This window comes from Sphingobacterium sp. NGMCC 1.201703 (assembly GCF_047784615.1).
In the GTDB taxonomy this organism is placed as follows: Bacteria; Bacteroidota; Bacteroidia; order Sphingobacteriales; family Sphingobacteriaceae; genus Sphingobacterium.
Genome location: NZ_JBLOHD010000002.1, coordinates 586,109 through 604,205 on the forward strand (window position 1 = coordinate 586,109; position 18,097 = coordinate 604,205).

The window sequence follows — 18,097 nt, forward strand, 5'->3', positions numbered from 1 at the left end:
GCTATATGATTTAAAACTCATTGATTGACAACGAGCAAAAGTATGATATAGGAACGTTAATTTTATAGTTCGTATTTATAATGGATACAATCAAACCTTTATTTATATTTATAACCTTAGTATTGTCCCTTAAGTCATTTTCGCAGGAACAACTTTATTACTTTACCAATGCGGATAGCAGTTTGGTGGGTGTACGTGCAGTATCGGGAAAGGTCATTATCCCATTGCAGTTCCCAATGATCGGCTACTACGATTTAGAAGAACCCATAACGAGCGCTTTTATCGAATTCTTCTATGCCTATCCGGATACGACAACCGACCCGATGAATCCTAATCAAGCCGTAGGCCGTGTATACGATAGAACGGGTAATTTTATATATACCCCGTTTCTTTATGATAACGGTCCCGATTATTGGCAAGAGGGCATCCGCCGTTATGTATCTAATGGCAAGGTGGGCTATGTAGACCTAAACAATACCATTCTCACGGAAGCTAAAACAGGCTTTGCAAAAATGTTCAACTACGGTTATGCCGCATTTTATGAAGGGGCTGTGACCAAGGTCTATGAACCCGGAGGTGAGCACTGGACAGTATCCCCTACCGATAACAAGGGTAAACACTATCTAATCAACCGAAAAGGGGAAAAGGTGCATGGCCGTAAAAAACCAACTTCAACAAAAGATTACTACTATGGAGAGCTTTACTATCCATATCCCTTTCAATACACTGTTGCCGAAGAGAAAATACTGAACGGTTTAAACCAGTTTGCAGCGATTTCTAAAGTTGACAAACTGCTATCCGGGGATCAGAGCCAATTACGCCCTATTCAATTTGAAATCATCGGTAGACCATCGGCATACACTCCTTACTATACAATACAAGGCTATAAAGAGCAGCAGGCCGATGACAATTGGGTAATTGAGGCTACCGCAAATGGTCAATACTTTTATTCTCGTTATGGAGAACGGACGGTACTCAGTCAATGGATTGATGAACAGCTCACAACGAAATAAGATCGAACATAAGCCAAGTCGATATAAGAATCTGAAAAAGGGAACAGAAAACGCGTAAATCATTATAAATTTTTATTATTAAATAATTTTAACGATATTTAATTTTATACGCTTTATTCTCGAATATATTTTTAGATATTCACTCAAATTAACCGTATGAATAGTATAAAGGCCACTGTAACCCATTTTCGTTATAAAAAGCATCCTGGAGATTTATTTAGGGACACCTCTGTTCAATTACTACCGCACCCCTATAAAAATCAATCGGAATTTTGGGTATGGTTTCATCCTTCATACCATCGTAGTGAAGATATCGCGGATCTGAACGAGCTGTATAAACAGTTGCAAAGTTTTTCATGCCAAAAAGAAATCATGGGAGCAAATCCCGAATTTAGTTACGCCGGTACAAGCAGGGAACGCATTACTGAGGAGATAAAACTTCTCGAACACAAAATATATCAGGACTGTTTTGAAAACTTCTATTTATTGCTTATTGAAGGACATATTGAATTGATAGAAAACCAACAGCAATAGAAAAGTGAATCAGCATCTTAATTATTTTTAGCTGAGTGATCTCAGTTCAATTGTTCACAATCACTTTATAACAACCAAAAGATGAATGACTTTCCAAAATTAGAAACAGAAAGACTTATTCTCGACAAAATAACAATGGATGATATCCCACAGATAGTAGCATATCTCCAGGACAAGGTCTTTTCTGATCATACGTCAAATATCCCATACCCCTATCGCAAGGAAGATGCCGAGTTTTGGCTTAAACTGTCCGCCGAAGCTTTTAAAAACCGTAAAGGATTTACCTTTGCCATACGGGATAAAAAAGGGAAATTACTTGGGGCAATCGGTCTTCACGATGAAGGCTCGGATAAAGCAGAATTAGGCTATTGGATGGGGATTCCAAACTGGAATAAGGGCTATGTCACTGAAGCCGCAAAAGCGATTATTGATTATGGATTCCGGGAATTGAATTTCAATAAGATCTTTGCTACCTATTTCCAATACAATCCGGCCTCAGGAAAAGTCCTGGGCAAGATAGGTATGAAAAAAGAGGCGTTGCTGAAGCAGCATCTCAAGAAAAATGGAAAATATTATGATATCCCAATGTATTCGATTTTTAAAGAAGATATTGACTAATATTACCTATCGCCCACTATAGCCGGCGGGTTTCTATACAATTTCACCTATAACCAGACCTTATTCTTTTCAGCTAAGACCAATTCGTATGGGCAGGATATTGGAAATAACGCTATTCCCTTTATTTTTACACGGAGATTTATTGTGATCCCCTAGCGGATCAGACGCTTGCTAAACAATGAAACTGAGTTTATTTTTATCGAAAAATTCGGTAAATTTAAATATAGACAATCACAGAAAGTACAACATGAAAGTATTTGCATTTGCCGGAAGCAATTCTTCCACATCGATCAATAAACAATTAGTCAAGTTTGTTCTAAAAAGCTTTAGTGACCATGAGGTCAATCTGATCGATTTAAACGATTATAACATGCCTATTTTTTCTGTCGACCTGGAAAAAAATGGTTTTCCTAGGGAGGCGCATCGGTTTCTGGATAATATTGCCGAAAGCGATTTTATTATCTGTTCCTTAGCAGAGAATAATCGCTCGTATAGTGCTGCGTTTAAAAATGTTTTCGACTGGGCTTCCCGAATAAATGTAAAAGTATTTCAGGACAAACCAATGTTATTAATGACCACCTCTCCAGGGGGCTATGGTGGCGGAAATGTAATGGCCGAAGCTCTAAAATTTTTCCCACAATTCGGTGCTATCATCAAAGAGAGCTTTTCCCTACCAAAATTCTATGAGAATTTTGATCTCAACAACGGTGTCATCAACCCCGAGCATCTTAGCACACTTAACGAAAAAATAGACAACTTTAAGAAACAATTGTCCTAATCATTTCCTATAATAGGTTAAGATGCCTTACTCGAGTAATTCACTTTTCCTATTTACAGCAAACACTATATAAAAAGAAAATCTCCGTGAGCGGATCAGATCTGGATGATGGAGACAAAAAAGGTAATTACAAATAGTAATTACCTTCTTGAAAATTTTATCTGATTAATTCAGCTAGTTTTTCTGTTAGCTGTTTGCCCTTTAAATTGACACCTACAATCTTCCCTTCTGGTGATATCAGATAATTTTGCGGAATTGCCTGGATACCATATAACTGAGCTGCGCTATTTTGCCAGCCCTTTAAATCGGACACCTGTGGCCATTTTAATCCATCTTGTTCGATGGCTTTTATCCAATTATCCTTCTTTCCTGGCTTATCAAGTGATATACCTAATATCTCAAAAGCTGGCCCTTGAAATTGTTTATATATTTTAACCAAATGTGGATTTTCGGCGCGACAGGGACCGCACCAAGAAGCCCAAAAGTCCAGTAATACATATTTACCCCGGAAGTCAGATAACTTGAGCGATCTACCATCGGCTGTTGTCTGTTCAAATTCGGGTGCAGGCTGTCCAACACTTAATTTTTTGGCTAGTAAAATTTCTCTTTCCAGTTTCTCCCCTATTGCCGTTTTTCTCAAGTTAGTAGCTAATTTGAAAAAGAGCGGTTCAATAAGACTGACATCATTGCTATAGCGAGCAACTTCCTGAAGCGACAATAAGCTAAAATAATTGTCCGGATTTTCAGCAATGAATTTGCGCTGTGCCTGGATACGCAATTCTTCTATTTTCTCAATTTCTGCTGATACCTGCTTCATTGCCGCCTCATTTTTATTTTTATCCTGATATAAATCAGCACGTATGGATTGCTGTTTAATCAATTGCTTTTCGTAGGGATATAAATATTCCTGATATTTCCGGAAAGCAACCTGCAATTGTCCCCCCTTTACAAGAGATGATTCAAAAGGATCTTGAATAGTAATCTCTGTATTGGGATCAAGAGGATCCGCGTAGAAGGTAAGACGTTGCATAGGTCCTCCCTTTCTATTGAAAAAGGAAGTGCCATCTTTAGAATAAAATAATATAATCTGTGTAGGTTCTTCAATTTTCCCGCTATAAGTGACACTTGAAGATGTTAAACTAACAGAATCTATTTTTAATTTTTGACCAACAAAGTAGCGGACAAATATTTTGGCCTCTGAAGGGGCTGTTCGCCCGTTGATAGACAATTGAAAATCTTGTGTTTGTCCCACCGAAATCCCAATCATAGAAAAGCTCAAAAGAGCCGAAATTAATATTTTTTTCATGTTGTTCGTTAAAGTGATTTGGCTCGCTCCAATAACGCATCAGCCAGTTTAATGATTTTCGAGGTCTCCAGTTCCGCTAAGCCTCTTGCTGCTTCCGCCGCTTTGATCGCTTCCTTCTTTTTCTTCAATGCAATACAGATATCTGCTAGGGTACCTTGATTGGAGTAGCTCGAAGGGTTCATCTCCACTGCCTGTTTTGCCAGAATGTAACATTGTTTTAAGATACTGGGCTTAGCAGCATCTCCCTTTACGTTGGCATTCCGTCGGGCGATAAAACTCAGCTTCTCATCCTCTTCTTTTAATAGCCCCTTTCGTAAGTGGTCGGTCAACGAAACAAATTCTTTTTCGGTGCCATGGGCTACGGTCCATTCAACCTGATACATCGCCGCATCAATCTTGTGCTCCGATTTATTTGACTGTTCAAAATAGGCGAGCCCTTTCCTGAATTCTTCAGCTTTGTTATCACGGATATAACCATACATCGCATACCTCAGGAGTTGTGTTTCTTTATTTTCAAATTCAGCTGCCAAAGCGACACTTTTAAAATAAGACTTATTGGATTCAAAAAATTTACCATAGCGATCCTCATAGCTTTGTGCCATCATTTTAATCGTTTCCCAGCCATTTGGGCTAAGTAAAAACTCATCCGTAGCGACACTGTCTAGCGTTTTTTTAGCATTATTTGCGGCTTTACTATCCGTCTGTTCCATCACTTTGATGTAACGTAGCAGAAAGTTGGATTCACGAAGTCCCTGATCATACTGTTTTCGTAGATTAGGAATCTGATAGTCGGGATCATTCGCCTGTTGGGCCTGCTTTAGGAAAAGATCGGCTTCCATACGGGACTGCGTCCTATAAATCAATGTCCCCTTTCCGTCTAGAAACAAATAGGTGGGAAAGCTTTTTATCTGGTAATTTTTTGCAATCTCCACTCCTTCCCCCACTTCACAATCAAATTTGGTATTAATAAATCGTGTATTAAAATAGGCGGCGACTTCAGGCTGCGAAAATACATTACCTTCCATCCACTTACAGGGAGCGCACCAGGAAGTAAAACCGTCTAAAAAGATCAGTTTATTTTCTTTTTTTGCCAATTCTTTTGCCTCACTGAATGTTAACTTTTGGAACTGTATATGATCCTGTGCCAGCAATATCATAGACTGGACAAAGGCTAGTGAGGTTAATAATAATCTCTTCATGAAAGAATTTTTTTTAAAAATGTCTACCCGACCTTTGCCATCAAAGGCAAAGATTGGGTAGTAAAAGAATTATGTTTTACCGTTCGTACTGTGGAATTCCTGGATTTAAGGAAAGTACCTTTGGCGGAACAGGAAGGATCATTCTAGGATCTGTCGATTCCATTTCAAAAACTTGACCTGCCAGTGGATGCTTGATTGATTTCTTATAATTGTCGACAATAAACAAACGTTTCAGGTCAATCAATCTATCAGAAGCCATAAATGGCATTTCGCGTCGTCTTTCATCAAGCGCCAACTGTAGGGCGACTTTCGGATCACTTGTTGTCAATGCCTTGTTATTTTCAATTCGGCTATTTCTTAATGTATTCAAGAAATCTAAAGCTTCCACAGTATTTCCAGTACGTGCCGCTGCTTCTGCTGCGATCAAAAATAATTCAGGTGTATTAAATCCGGTACTAAAATCAACATAAGGCGCGTATAGTACACGTCCTGGAAACTTCACTAAATTAGGTCCAAAGGAAGCTTGATCGCGACAGAAAAATAATTCATAGCGCTTGTCATTTGCTCCGGCCGGAAGGTCTTTTGCATAATTATCTATCAGTTCCTTCGAGGCATAAAACTCCGCATTTTGTCGCCCCAATGAACTTGTTCCCGAACGGACCCAAACAGACTCTACGTTTGTTCTAGCATCAGGAAATTGTACCGAATTATTGCTCTTTAGACAGACACGTCCCCAAGTTGTTTTGTCTTTATTCGTATAGAGATTGTAGTTGATCAGGTTTTTATTCAGAGCCAGCGCCTGTTTGGCATTTTCCAATGCCTCCTTGAATTTACCCTGATAAAGATACATACGGCTTAGGAAAGAAAATCCGACAGAACGTACTGCTTGAGATTTATTTGACTGTGCAGTACTCAAATGCGGCAGTGCATCCTGGAGATCGCCAAGCACAAGATCATAAATGGCCTGTACGGATACCCGCTCATATTTTTGATTGATATCCTCCTTTATGACCAAAGGTACACCCAAATCCTTGGCTGCAGTGGCTGGATTATAATGAGCAGCATACATATTGACTAAACTCAGATATTCAAATGCTCGGCCGATCTTTGCTTCGGCCCAGACCCTTCTTTTCTCAGTTTCCGAACCATCTGTCGCTCCCAGTACATTATTGATAATCACATTGTATGTAAAGATATGGCCATAAGCTGTCTCCCAATAATGATCAGTTTGGCCATCTTCAAATATTGCACCATGAGCAAACCTATAAAGCTGCTTCTTGACATAATCATAGTAATCAAAACTAGCAGCAGACTGCACATCTTGCGGATCACCGGACTGTAGATTATCGGTTAGGTAATTCGGGTAAACCGGGGACGCATTAATTAGTCCTTGATCGTTTAATAATAATTTATAATCATTAAGATTTTCTGGAATAGTAAATCCCTTAGGTTTTATATCTAAGTATTTATTACAGCTACTCAATGTCATTAAGCCAAATAGCAATCCTATGTATATTTTTTTCATGATATCTTCTTTTTAAAATCCTACAGAAACACCTAAGTTATAAATCACCGGAGCTGTCACTCCACGGCTAGGTCCTGACATATTTGTACTCGTCGCGATTGTATAACCTACCCAGGCCTCTGGATCCAAATTTTCCTTGTTAGCGGCCCAACGCCAGGCGTTCAATACCTGCCCAGTCAATCGGATATAACTTAGTTTGGTCGGTGCTATCCATTTGCTTGGGAAATTATAAGACAGGGAAATATCCCTCAACTTGATGTAGTCTGCTTTTTGTACAAATTTATGTGCAGCATTATAGATATCCGATATATTACCGGATGCGGCAGAGATAAAAGCAGGGGCAATATCAGGATTATTTTCATCGCCAGGTTGTTTCCAATAATTCAACCAAAGCTTATCGAAATTACTGTTATAGTTTAGCTCTGCATATTTACTCAGGAACTCTGGGTGAACGCCGCGCATTACATGTCCACCGTTGTAAATAAACATAAAAGACAGTGTAAAGTCTTTGTATTTAAATCCATTTCTAAAAGAAACACTATACGGAGGTATTGTCGTTCCCTCGTAAATGAGATCGTCGACTGTCAGTTGCTGCGTACTTTCGACTAGGCTCCCGTCCGCCTTTCTTGCCAAAGGTCTCCCTTTATCGTTCAAGCCCGCGTAATCGATACTATACAAACTTCCCATCGGCACCCCAACACGATTTTGAGGCATATAGTAATAATAGTAAGGTGTATTTTGCTGTACAAAGAGATTCGTGATCTCATTTTTATTATAACTGAAATTCAGGGTACTGTTCCAACTAAATTGTTCATGTTGAATAATTTTGCCATTAAGCCCCAATTCAACACCCCTATTCTGCATATTGCCGTAATTGAGTAGTACAAGGTCCCAGCCTAATGTTGGATCTAAGGAGGTATTACCCAATAAGTCTCTCGTTTTTTTGTTGTAAAAATCGATACTTCCTGAAAGTCTATTTTTAAATAGGGAAAAATCCAGACCAGCATTCCATACCGATGTGCGTTCCCAACGCAATAATGGATTTGGAGGTGAATCAATTGTAGCCTGTAATTCGCCATTATACGGATTAACAGATTTACTTACTCTCGAGATCAAATATGGTCCGTTATCTTTTGGCACATTTCCGTTCACCCCATAGGTCATTCGTATTGCCCAACGGTCCAATGGTTCCCAATTTAATTTTGGCAATTGATACAGTGCGCCAATCGACCATAAAGGTTTGTATTGATTTTTGATATCTGTACCGAAAAGATTGGATTGATCCACCCGTATGCTTCCACTTAAGGTCAGTTTTTTGCTATATGTATACGATCCGTTCGCATAAAAAGAGACGAATCTATCAATGGCATCACGGAAGCCTTCATCTTTATTTCTGGAAATAGTATAACTGTTGAACAGTGCCTGAGTATTTGGAATCATTATACCAAACAATTCTTCGTTAATTCCTTTAAAGGCCAAGCTACTCTCATCATAACCATATTTAAAAATATTGGTATAACGATTGTGAACCTGTCTCCGTTCTGCACCCGCGATTGCGGCGATCTCATGTTTATCCCTAATATTATTCTGATAGTTGAATTGACCACGGATGGTATAGCTATTGACATCATTACGCTGCTCCAAGAATTGTCCGCCTTGCGGAATATTGCGCTTGATTACACCGTCTGTTCCAATTTGTGTGGCATCATTGACCATGCCAGCAACCGATTGAGCATTCTTTCTATTGATTGTACCCTTATACCCTTCGGTTCGTTCGTTTTGGTAAGATAGATCAAAATCCAATCCTTTAATGATTTTAAAGTTAGCCGCAAAATTGAAATTGATATACTTATTATAGAACTTTTCATGCACAGCTGAAACATGGTTCAACGGGATATAAGTTTCATCTTCCAAACCTAACCTGTTTAATCGGTCTATCTCAAATTGAGATTTGGATCCATACCATTGCGCAGGTGATCCATCTTCGTTACGCAATAAGAAATAGGAAGCTTTTGTCCCCACATATTTTTCATTAAAACCGATATAGTTATCATAGAAATTAAAGCCGATATCGCCTTCCCTGTTTTGGTTTTTTCCCAAGATGTTGGCTCTAAAATTGAACCAGTCAGTCACCTTAAAATTATTTTTAAGGCTGAATCCCAGCTCCTTATTCGTTGCCCTTCCTTTGTTATAGTCTCCTGGTTGTGTATAATTAAGCGAGTAGTGATAAGTGTAACGATCTGATCCACCAGAAATCGCCAAATTATGCTGTTGATCAAATCGGGTTGTGTTCAGAAATTCCTTCATTTGGGTAAATCGGTCACGATTACGATAGACGTCCAACTGCTTCTCCATTTCCTCTTCAGAGATCACTCCACCTTTGTGGTTATAAAGAATTCGGTAAACGTCGTTCATTGCTTTTCGGGGATCAATCGCTGCATAGTCACCTGATCTATAATTGAACATCTGTTTCTGAAAATCGACCAGTTCCGAACTGCTCATCTGATTGAGATACTTCCGGCTCGGGAGGCCACGGAAGGACAAGGTATTGCTATAATCAACCTTGGTTTTACCTGCAGTACCGATCTTTGTTGTGATCACGATAACACCGTTGGATGAACGTACACCATAGATTGAAGCTGCCGAAGCATCTTTTAAAACAGTGATAGACGCAATATCATTGGGATTGATCGCAGTGAGGTCACCTTCATAAGGCATACCATCCACAACAATTAATGGGGCGGCCTGAGCATTGATAGTTGAACGTCCACGGACTTCGATACCGAGATTATTTCTTTCATTTTGCGGGCTGGAGGTATTACGAACCAAATTTAGACCAGGAAGCAATCCATCAATCCGATCCAAAAGATTGGGTTGCAATCGTCCCTCCATATCTTTCGCCGTCACTTGTGCGAAGGAACCTGCAGCCCGCTCTTTATTGATTTTTTGATACCCGGTATTTACAGTGACATTAACTTCCTGCAATTGCGCATCTATTACATGTAGCCGAATTGTTCCAAGATCAGGTTTTACAGGTAGTGAAAGTGGCGAAAATCCGACCATTGTAATCTCTAACAAATTCTTTGTACTGACGTTACCGATTTCAAAATACCCATTTTGATCTGTAGTCGTACCCTGCGGTACACCTTTAACACGAATGGTTGCACCTTGTAATGGACGATCATTATCATCAACAATAAATCCCCTGATCAGTATTTTTTGATCTGATAAACCAGTGTATCTAGATATACTTGCTGCATTTTCGGCTTTTTCATGTACAACGATGATCTTCCCCTTAATTTCAAAACTAAGATTCAGATCATTCAATAATTTTTCGAGTGTTCCATTCAATGTGCCTTTTTCGATGTTCAGATTAACTTTCGTATCGGGATCAATCGTTTTCGCCGCCCATACATAGGAATAGCCCGTCTGTTTATTGATCGTCGAAAAAACCTTTCTCAACGAAACAGATTTTTCATGAATAGATACACTTTGTCCGTAAGTTTTAGCTCCAACATGAAGCAGGCAACAGGACATCATAATGGTTGTAAGCGATATACGCATAATGTTTCCCCTCCAATGCGACCTTCCCCAAAAGTCCGTCCGATCGCTGTTTTTCATAATTTCCGTTTGTCCGTGTAGGGCACGACAAACTTCTGCATAATTTTTATACATTTGTTTTAGGTTAAGAAATAAAATTCAGTTACAGTTAGCATTGCTTGACCAGAAGCCCTATTTGTTGCAAGCGTCTAGGGCTTCGTCTTTTCATTTAGATCGTTTTTTATCTACATAAATCGTATTTTCTTTAAATTTAAAATTGACTTTTCCTGTACTCTCTAATACATTGATAATATCTTTTAAACGGCTATTGCGTGACAGCATCCCCTCAAATTTTTCCGACTTTATCTCATGATCCAGGTAAATCACGTTGACATTATACCAAGCAGAAATATCCGCCATAATGACTGACAGCCGTTCCGAGTTGAATATAAAATAACCATCTTTTAGTGGATTGCCTATTTCAGTATCTATAACTCTGCGTTCAATGCGTCCCGTATTCATATATGCCTCTTCTCCCGGAGATAAAATAAGCTGTCTTTCTCCCTGCTGAACCCTTACTTTTCCTTCGTATAATGTGGTCTTAAAATCAGTTAAATTTCGATTTGCCTTAACATTAAAATGGGTGCCTAATACCGTCACGTGAATATCGCCGGTCTGAACAATAAATGGTTTCAATTTTGGTTGTTCTCCTGAAGGAGAATATTTCTTTGCTACTTCAAAGTAAGCTTCACCGACTAATCGAACTTGTCTGAGACTATCTATTTCGTAGTAATCCAATTGCGTTTCGGCATTCATCCAAACTTTGGTTCCATCCGGCAAGAGCACGGCCATTTTACCACCTTTAGGTGTTGAAATAAGCAAGCTATCATTTTCTTTAGCCTCACGAGCAGGTAGAGAAGTGAAAGATAACACCGTATCTTTAGGTGAAATTGCGATCGAATCACCATTTTTCAGATAGATTGTTCCTGCAATCCTGGCTGGAAGAATTTTGACGTCTGGACTGTCTTGATAGCCGGAATCGGTCAGATAATGGGTGAAAAACAATGTGAATGCACCAATTAGAATAGCAGCGATTCCATACAACCAAATCCTCCAGTAAGGGGAAATAGTTTTTGGAGTACCTAGATGCTCCTGTTCAAAAATCTCAAAGGAAGTTTCCCAATCATAGGCAGACAAGCCCTTCAAATCTTTAACCAATAACTCCTTGTTGTCCAACATATCATATACATCCTGGTTCGAAACCGCATTGAGGCGCCAAGAATCTAACTGTAATTGTTCGTCGTCACTTAATACCTCAAGCTTTGACTTACTCAATAAATAGATAATATGTTCGGTTGTATGCTCCATATTGTTTTATATACTTAAAACAATATTTCGATTTCGTTTCTCTAAAGAGATGGAGAATATCCTTGTATCCAATTGAAAATCAAATCTATAATTTACAACTTAATAATAAAGAAGAAGTAAGAGTAGACAAAAAAACTGATCAGGCCTAAGCCTTTGTCTCAGAAGTTCAATTCCTCTTTTCTTTTGATTGTATACCGTACTTGTGGTAATACCTAAGGAAACCGCAACTTCATGAGGACTTAAATCTTCAACGACCAGCTTGTATATTACATTTCGACATTGTTCTGGCAAGGTCTCTATTGCCCCGTGAACCTCACGTAGCGTTTCCAGATAGATCATTTGATGGCTGATTGGCAAGTCTATCAAATCGATCTGTGTGCTGTAATTATCAGCAAGCTCTTGTGATCTCTTATGTTGTTGAATCCGATTAAGTGCGGCATTTCTACAACTGGTATATAAAAAACTCCGGATCGACTCAAAATGATTAAAATCGTCCCGCCTTTCCCATAACTTTAAAAAGACATCTTGGACAATTTCCTCGATAATAACTTTATCCAAGCTCATTTTTTCGAGAAAATAACACATTGGACTATAAAAGGTTTTGTACAAGAACTTTAAACCTTCCCTTTCACCTTCACGAAAAGATTCGATGAAATCCTGTTTATTGCGTCCTTGATTTACCTTGTTTTTCACATTTCAATATTACTTAAATTTTAAATAATTATGAACCGTATGAGTTTAAAATTTCATTTTCTGTAAGTTATATATCCAAAAGGGTATAAATTACTTGCTATTTCTTATAATTCTAACGGTGCGGGCTCCTCATAATATTCCTCATTCCATTTCGCCAACTCGCACATAATTGGAATAAGTGCCTTGCCTTTTTCAGTCAAAGCGTATTCTACCCGAGGAGGTAATTCTTTAAATTCTTCTCTCAAAATAATTCCATCTTCCTCCAATTCTTTTAATGAGGAAGTCAGCACCTTTCTTGAAATATTTTCGATCAATGCATCAAGTTGCCCAAATCGGGCTTTCCGATCTCTTAGTGTGTATATAATAATGGGCTTCCATCTTGTTCCCAAAATTCCCATAGAGCGTTGCATCGCGCATGAACAATTCTTAAAATCAGTTCTTTTCATTGCCAAAACATTTGATAGTTACGCAAAGGTAACTACTTTATACTATCAATAGTTACAAAAATACACTATTTAAAATATCTTTGTAAAGAAACTCGCAAATGATATAAAAAAATGAGCATACAAACACTATTCAGTCCGTTCCAATACAAAAATCTTGTATTAAAAAACCGTTTCGTCATGGCACCCATGACACGAGCATTTTCTACTGACGGGGTCCCTGGAGATGTCGTTACAGGTTATTATGAACGACGGGCAGCAGGAGACGTTGGTTTGATTCTAACTGAAGGAACTGTCATCGAAAGGCCAGCGTCAAAAAACTTAAAGGACATTCCAAATTTTTATGGAGACCAAGCTTTAAACGGTTGGAAGAACATTCTAGATGCTGTCCACGCAAAAGGAGGTAAAATAGCACCTCAACTATGGCATGTAGGGTATACCCCCATGCAGTGGACTCCGCCCGCAGCTTTTGAAAGTCCCGACACAATGACTTTGGCCGATATAGAAAATACGATTCAAGCGTATGCTGATGCAGCAAAATCTGCAAAAGAGCTAGGTTTCGATGCCTTTGAAATACACGCAGCACATGGTTATTTGATTGATCAATTTTTTTGGGAAGGGATGAACCACAGATCAGATGAATTCGGTGGTAAAACGATAAAAGAGCGTTCCAGATTTGCAGTTGAAGTGGTGAAAGCAATGCGAAAAGCAGTGGGACCCGATTTTGTAATTATCATCAGACTATCACAATGGAAACAGCAAGATTACACTGCGAGATTAGCCCCTACCCCAAAGCTGATGGAAGATTGGATCTTACCATTAGCCGACGCGGGCGTGGATATTTTTCATGGAAGTCAACGACGCTATTGGGAGCCAGAATTTGAGGGCAGTGATTTAAATTTCGCCGGGTGGCTGAAAAAGGTCTCCGGTCAACCGACAATAACGGTGGGTTCAGTAGGACTTGATAAAGATTTTGGCGAAGTATTTACAAATTCAGAATTTAAGTCATCTCCAGCTTCACTAGACGAATTGGTACGTCGATACGAAAGAGGGGACTTTGATTTGGTCGCAGTAGGCCGGGCTATCTTACAAGATCCAAATTGGGTAAAAAAAGTTCAAGCAGAGCAATTTGAAGACTTATCTGTCTTTGAGGCCAAAAGCTTAGCAACTTTGTCTTAATCATATCAATGATCTAAGTATTTTGATGACCCCTATCAACAGCCATAAGATAAAAACACATAAAAGACTGTTATTAAACTTTATACATAAAACAAGATATCCACTCGTATTTGGGTATCTTGTTTTTAAGAAGTCTTAGGAAGTTCCATAACCTAAATATTAATCGCCTTTGGATATAGAGGCATTATTAATAACTTGCAGCCAAAATGTATTTAAACCTATCATCATGTCCGATGCACATGTTTATATAATTAGTGGATTAGGTGTCGACCGAAGAGTATTCAACAAAATAAATTTTAAGGACCTAAAAGTTACCTACCTGGAATGGATCGCCCCGGTTTCAACCGAATCAATTTCATGCTATGCGCGACGATTATCGACTAAAATTACGACAAAAAGCCCCGTTCTTATTGGTTTATCTTTTGGAGGGATGGTTGCCATGGAAATAGCTAAAATGATCGATGTAAGACAAGTTATTTTACTCGCATCTGCAAAAGATGATAACGAACTTCCTAAACTTTATAAACTTATCGCGACACTAAAGTTCCATAAATTTGTTCCTGCTCCAATTCTAAAATCACATCATATTTTATCAAATTATTTCTTTGGTGTTAGCTCAAAAGAAGATCAAAAGTTACTGAAACAAATACTTCGAGATACGGATACTAAATTTCTGTCTTGGGCGATTAATCAAATCCTCAATTGGAAAAACAGGGCTATCCCCAACAACTTGATCCATATCCATGGCAGCAAAGACCGCATTATCCCCATTAGAAATCTGATCCCCACTTTCGTTATTCAAGGAGCTGGTCATTTTATGACTATCACACATGCAAAAGAAATCGAAACGCTCTTACAGAAGATATTACTGAAAGATCCAAAGCATTCATAGCTTTATCTAATCAGTGACGATCTATCATTCCTTGCACCACGAATCCATTCTATCTGAACTAACAGCGCTATCCTCCTCCATTATATATAATCCTATTAAACAATAACAGTAAAAAAGAAGTTATAAAATAGAATATTGGTTTTCACAATTCATTCAGCGCGGTCATCAGATCTCAAATAAATACCAAGTATGTTCAAAAGACTTTTATTTTATTTCCTATTCGTTCATCTATTATGCTCTACAATGCAAGCACAACATAAACTCGCGCTGGATCCGAAACTGGAAGTCGCGGCATCTTTTGGACCATACCGTCCCATAGGCGTCAGCGCAACTTCGACAAATAGATTATTCGTATCATTTCCTAAACAAAACAAAGATTATCGATACGCCCTTACTGAAATCATTGATGGTAAAAGCATCCCTTATCCCAATGAAGCATGGAATAGCTCGGGGGACGAAAGCTCGCATTTTGTAAACGTTCAGGACATCTTTGTGGATGCACAAGACAACTTATGGGTATTAGACTCTAAACCATCAACCTCTGGGTCTATTTTTGGCCCGGATGGTGCTGCTTCCACCGGACAATTCAAACTCCTTAAAATCAATACAAAAAATAATCAGATAACACGTATCTATACATTTGACGATCTAGACAAAGCGAAATCAGGGTTGAACGACGTGCGCATTGACCTCAAAAGGAATCTAGCCTATCTTTCCGATCCTGGTCAGGCCGCAATAATTGTTCTTGACCTTCAATCGGGAAATAGTAGAAAAGTACTGGAAAAAAGTTTCTTCACATTAGCTGATCCGGAAGTTGTCATCTCCTATTCCGGCATAGACATGCGCTATAAGGACGGTAAACCTTTTCTTTCTCACGTTAACGGAATAGCGCTAAGTCATGACTTCAATTACTTCTATTTTAAGCCAATTAATAAAAAGCACTTATACCGCATCGCTACAAAGTACCTTGCGGATGATACACTATCCCAATCAGCCCTGCAAGACAAAGTAGAAAATATGGGAAATGTAGGCGTTACACATGGCTTGCTTGCGGATCGGAACGGCAACATTTATCTGACAACCTCAATGGATTACAGTATCAAATACCTGAGTCCTGATGGACAAATTCATCTCTTGACACAGGACCCCAGATTGCTATGGCCGGATTCTTTGGGTATAGATGGTAATGGTTATCTTTACTTTTCATGCGCACAACTATCCAGAGATGCGCAATGGAATAATGGCATAGACTGGGTTGAATTACCCTATCAGGTTTATAAAATAAAGTTGCCAAAGTGATGATGTTTACTTAAAAAAAAACGTACATGAAGTCATCGATAAAACAGTTCGCACTAGTACTGCTCAGCCTCGTCTATTCGTTATCAAACGCGCAAACAGATCGCCCTGTACTGGATATTATGCTCAATAATTATCAATATCCATATGAAGTACATTACTTGAATTTAAACAGTCAGGGTGAAAAAATAAAAATGGCGTATATGGATGTCAGCTCGCAGCAACCAAATGGTCACATCGTTTTACTACTCCATGGCAAAAATTTCAATGGTGCGTACTGGAAAACAACCATTCAGGCGCTAAACTCGGCTGGGTATCGCGTTATAATACCTGATCAGATTGGATTTGGCAAATCTTCGAAACCCACAGCTTATCAGTTTACTTTTCAGCAGCTAGCCCAAAATACAAAATTGCTTTTAGACAGATTGGGACTTAATAGGGTCGCCTTACTTGGCCACTCTATGGGTGGTGTGCTCGCAACGAGGTTTACATTAATGTATCCCGAAACTGTAGAAAAACTTGTATTAGAAAATCCCATTGGGCTGGAAGACTGGAAACTTGTCGCTCCTTATACTTCCATCGATCAAAATTTTCAAACGGAATTAAAAGCTGGATATGAATCTGCAAAAAAATACCAAAGTAGTTTCTATTACGACAACAAATGGAAGCCGGAATATGACGAGTGGGTATACCTGCTTACGGGGTGGACAAAAGCTAAGGATTATTCCATCGTCGCTATGGTAAATGCAAAGACATCAGACATGATCTTTACCCAACCTGTTGTTTATGAATTTCAACATATAAAAACCCCCACCCTTCTTATCATTGGCACGCGAGATAGAACTGCGATCGGTAAAGCCAATGTAAAAGATCCTAAAGTAGCCGCAAAAATGGGTCTGTATCAGTATTTGGGAAAGGAAACTCAGCAAAAAATTAAAGGATCAAAACTCGTTGAACTTGATAACGTCGGACACCTGCCCCATATTGAAGCGTTCGACCGATTTATCAAACCTCTTATTTCGTTTCTGAAAGACTGATACTATTATCTCTTCCGTCTAAGAGCTCCGCAAAAAGAGCTCTAGTATATTATTGTTGAATAATAACAATTATTCCTGCTTCACATTACTTTTCATCCACTTAATGCTATGGTATGTCTACGTTCTACGAAAAATAAGAAGTGTATAAACTGCGTTTAGCTCAAAAAAAGAAATTAGCCAGCAAACCGCTAATCAAAATCCCTTTTATCATTTATTCTTCACCGATAGAAAAGAAGGCAAAGCGCCCTGATTTCGACCATCAATATATTTAGCAAAAAAAATCAATAAAATTTTACAAAACTAATATTTTTAGTATATTTGAATATCAATTTTAGACAAGGTCTTTATGGAACAGGCAAAAGGATATGACAATAAGGAATTACATGTTGGCGATATTGTTCGCTTTCATACACCCTATCCGGATGAAGATCCTCATACAATCTTTATTGTACTTTGGTCGTATTACGATCCCGAAGGTAGATCATCCAGAGCTGAAGTGGTAAAATTTGATCCAGCTCTGAAGCATTATCCAATGATTCAAAAATGGTATATCCGGGATCTGGAAAGAGTACCAGAAGTCAGCCCTGAATTGCTCCAACAGATTGCGTTATTTATGAAAAGTAAATTAGGGAATGCGATCATAAGCAAGTTAATTGTTTAATTACAGTCCGACAGA

At 38.6% G+C, this 18,097-nt stretch carries 16 protein-coding genes; 9 read left to right on the top strand and 7 right to left on the bottom strand.

Annotation, left to right across the window (positions count from 1 at the left end; all coding sequences use genetic code 11):
- Window positions 1-80 precede the first annotated feature (80 nt).
- The 4 genes from ACK8HY_RS07725 (at window position 81) to ACK8HY_RS07740 (ending at window position 2,943) form a co-directional block, all read left to right on the top strand.
- The gene (locus tag ACK8HY_RS07725) at window positions 81-1,013 is read left to right on the top strand and encodes a hypothetical protein (RefSeq protein WP_416133277.1); all 933 of its coding nucleotides are present in this window, start codon (window positions 81-83) and stop codon (window positions 1,011-1,013) included.
- Window positions 1,014-1,169: 156 nt separating this feature from the next.
- Window positions 1,170-1,547, top strand: coding sequence for a hypothetical protein (locus tag ACK8HY_RS07730; RefSeq protein ID WP_416133278.1), 378 nt, complete (start codon window positions 1,170-1,172; stop codon window positions 1,545-1,547).
- Window positions 1,548-1,628: 81 nt separating this feature from the next.
- Window positions 1,629-2,165: a GNAT family N-acetyltransferase gene (locus tag ACK8HY_RS07735; protein WP_416133279.1), complete on the top strand. Its 537-nt coding sequence runs from the start codon at window positions 1,629-1,631 to the stop codon at window positions 2,163-2,165.
- Between the two features lie 247 nt (window positions 2,166-2,412).
- Entirely contained in the window at window positions 2,413-2,943 is a 531-nt protein-coding gene (locus ACK8HY_RS07740) for an NADPH-dependent FMN reductase (RefSeq protein WP_416133280.1), read from the top strand.
- 157 nt (window positions 2,944-3,100) lie between these two features.
- Here the strand turns inward: ACK8HY_RS07740 and ACK8HY_RS07745 are convergent, their stop codons facing one another.
- From ACK8HY_RS07745 to ACK8HY_RS07775, 7 genes are all read right to left on the bottom strand, one after another.
- Window positions 3,101-4,249: a TlpA family protein disulfide reductase gene (locus tag ACK8HY_RS07745; protein ID WP_077432589.1), complete on the bottom strand. Its 1,149-nt coding sequence runs from the start codon at window positions 4,247-4,249 to the stop codon at window positions 3,101-3,103.
- Between the two features lie 8 nt (window positions 4,250-4,257).
- Window positions 4,258-5,448, bottom strand: a complete 1,191-nt coding sequence (locus tag ACK8HY_RS07750; RefSeq protein WP_416133281.1) for a thioredoxin family protein — start codon at window positions 5,446-5,448, stop codon at window positions 4,258-4,260.
- Between the two features lie 76 nt (window positions 5,449-5,524).
- A complete protein-coding gene (locus tag ACK8HY_RS07755; RefSeq protein ID WP_416133282.1) occupies window positions 5,525-6,973 on the bottom strand; it encodes a RagB/SusD family nutrient uptake outer membrane protein in 1,449 nt (482 codons plus the stop codon).
- A gap of 12 nt (window positions 6,974-6,985) precedes the next feature.
- A complete protein-coding gene (locus ACK8HY_RS07760) occupies window positions 6,986-10,648 on the bottom strand; it encodes a SusC/RagA family TonB-linked outer membrane protein (RefSeq protein ID WP_416133283.1) in 3,663 nt (1,220 codons plus the stop codon).
- Window positions 10,649-10,738: 90 nt separating this feature from the next.
- Window positions 10,739-11,881 (bottom strand): FecR family protein, encoded by a 1,143-nt coding sequence (locus ACK8HY_RS07765; protein ID WP_416133284.1) that lies wholly within the window; start codon window positions 11,879-11,881, stop codon window positions 10,739-10,741.
- A 99-nt stretch (window positions 11,882-11,980) separates the two neighbouring features.
- Window positions 11,981-12,574 (bottom strand): RNA polymerase sigma factor, encoded by a 594-nt coding sequence (locus tag ACK8HY_RS07770; protein ID WP_416133285.1) that lies wholly within the window; start codon window positions 12,572-12,574, stop codon window positions 11,981-11,983.
- A 104-nt stretch (window positions 12,575-12,678) separates the two neighbouring features.
- On the bottom strand, window positions 12,679-13,020 hold the full coding sequence (locus ACK8HY_RS07775) for a winged helix-turn-helix transcriptional regulator (protein WP_416133286.1): 342 nt from the start codon (window positions 13,018-13,020) through the stop codon (window positions 12,679-12,681).
- A 111-nt stretch (window positions 13,021-13,131) separates the two neighbouring features.
- Between ACK8HY_RS07775 and ACK8HY_RS07780 the strand changes: the two genes are divergently transcribed.
- From ACK8HY_RS07780 to ACK8HY_RS07800, 5 genes are all read left to right on the top strand, one after another.
- Window positions 13,132-14,196, top strand: a complete 1,065-nt coding sequence (locus tag ACK8HY_RS07780) for an NADH:flavin oxidoreductase (protein ID WP_416133287.1) — start codon at window positions 13,132-13,134, stop codon at window positions 14,194-14,196.
- A gap of 226 nt (window positions 14,197-14,422) precedes the next feature.
- A complete protein-coding gene (locus ACK8HY_RS07785; protein WP_416133288.1) occupies window positions 14,423-15,088 on the top strand; it encodes an alpha/beta hydrolase in 666 nt (221 codons plus the stop codon).
- A 243-nt stretch (window positions 15,089-15,331) separates the two neighbouring features.
- Window positions 15,332-16,387, top strand: a complete 1,056-nt coding sequence (locus ACK8HY_RS07790) for an L-dopachrome tautomerase-related protein (RefSeq protein ID WP_416133289.1) — start codon at window positions 15,332-15,334, stop codon at window positions 16,385-16,387.
- Window positions 16,388-16,413: 26 nt separating this feature from the next.
- Window positions 16,414-17,421, top strand: a complete 1,008-nt coding sequence (locus tag ACK8HY_RS07795; protein WP_416133290.1) for an alpha/beta fold hydrolase — start codon at window positions 16,414-16,416, stop codon at window positions 17,419-17,421.
- Between the two features lie 346 nt (window positions 17,422-17,767).
- Entirely contained in the window at window positions 17,768-18,082 is a 315-nt protein-coding gene (locus tag ACK8HY_RS07800) for a hypothetical protein (RefSeq protein ID WP_077432580.1), read from the top strand.
- The last annotated feature ends 15 nt before the right edge of the window (window positions 18,083-18,097 follow it).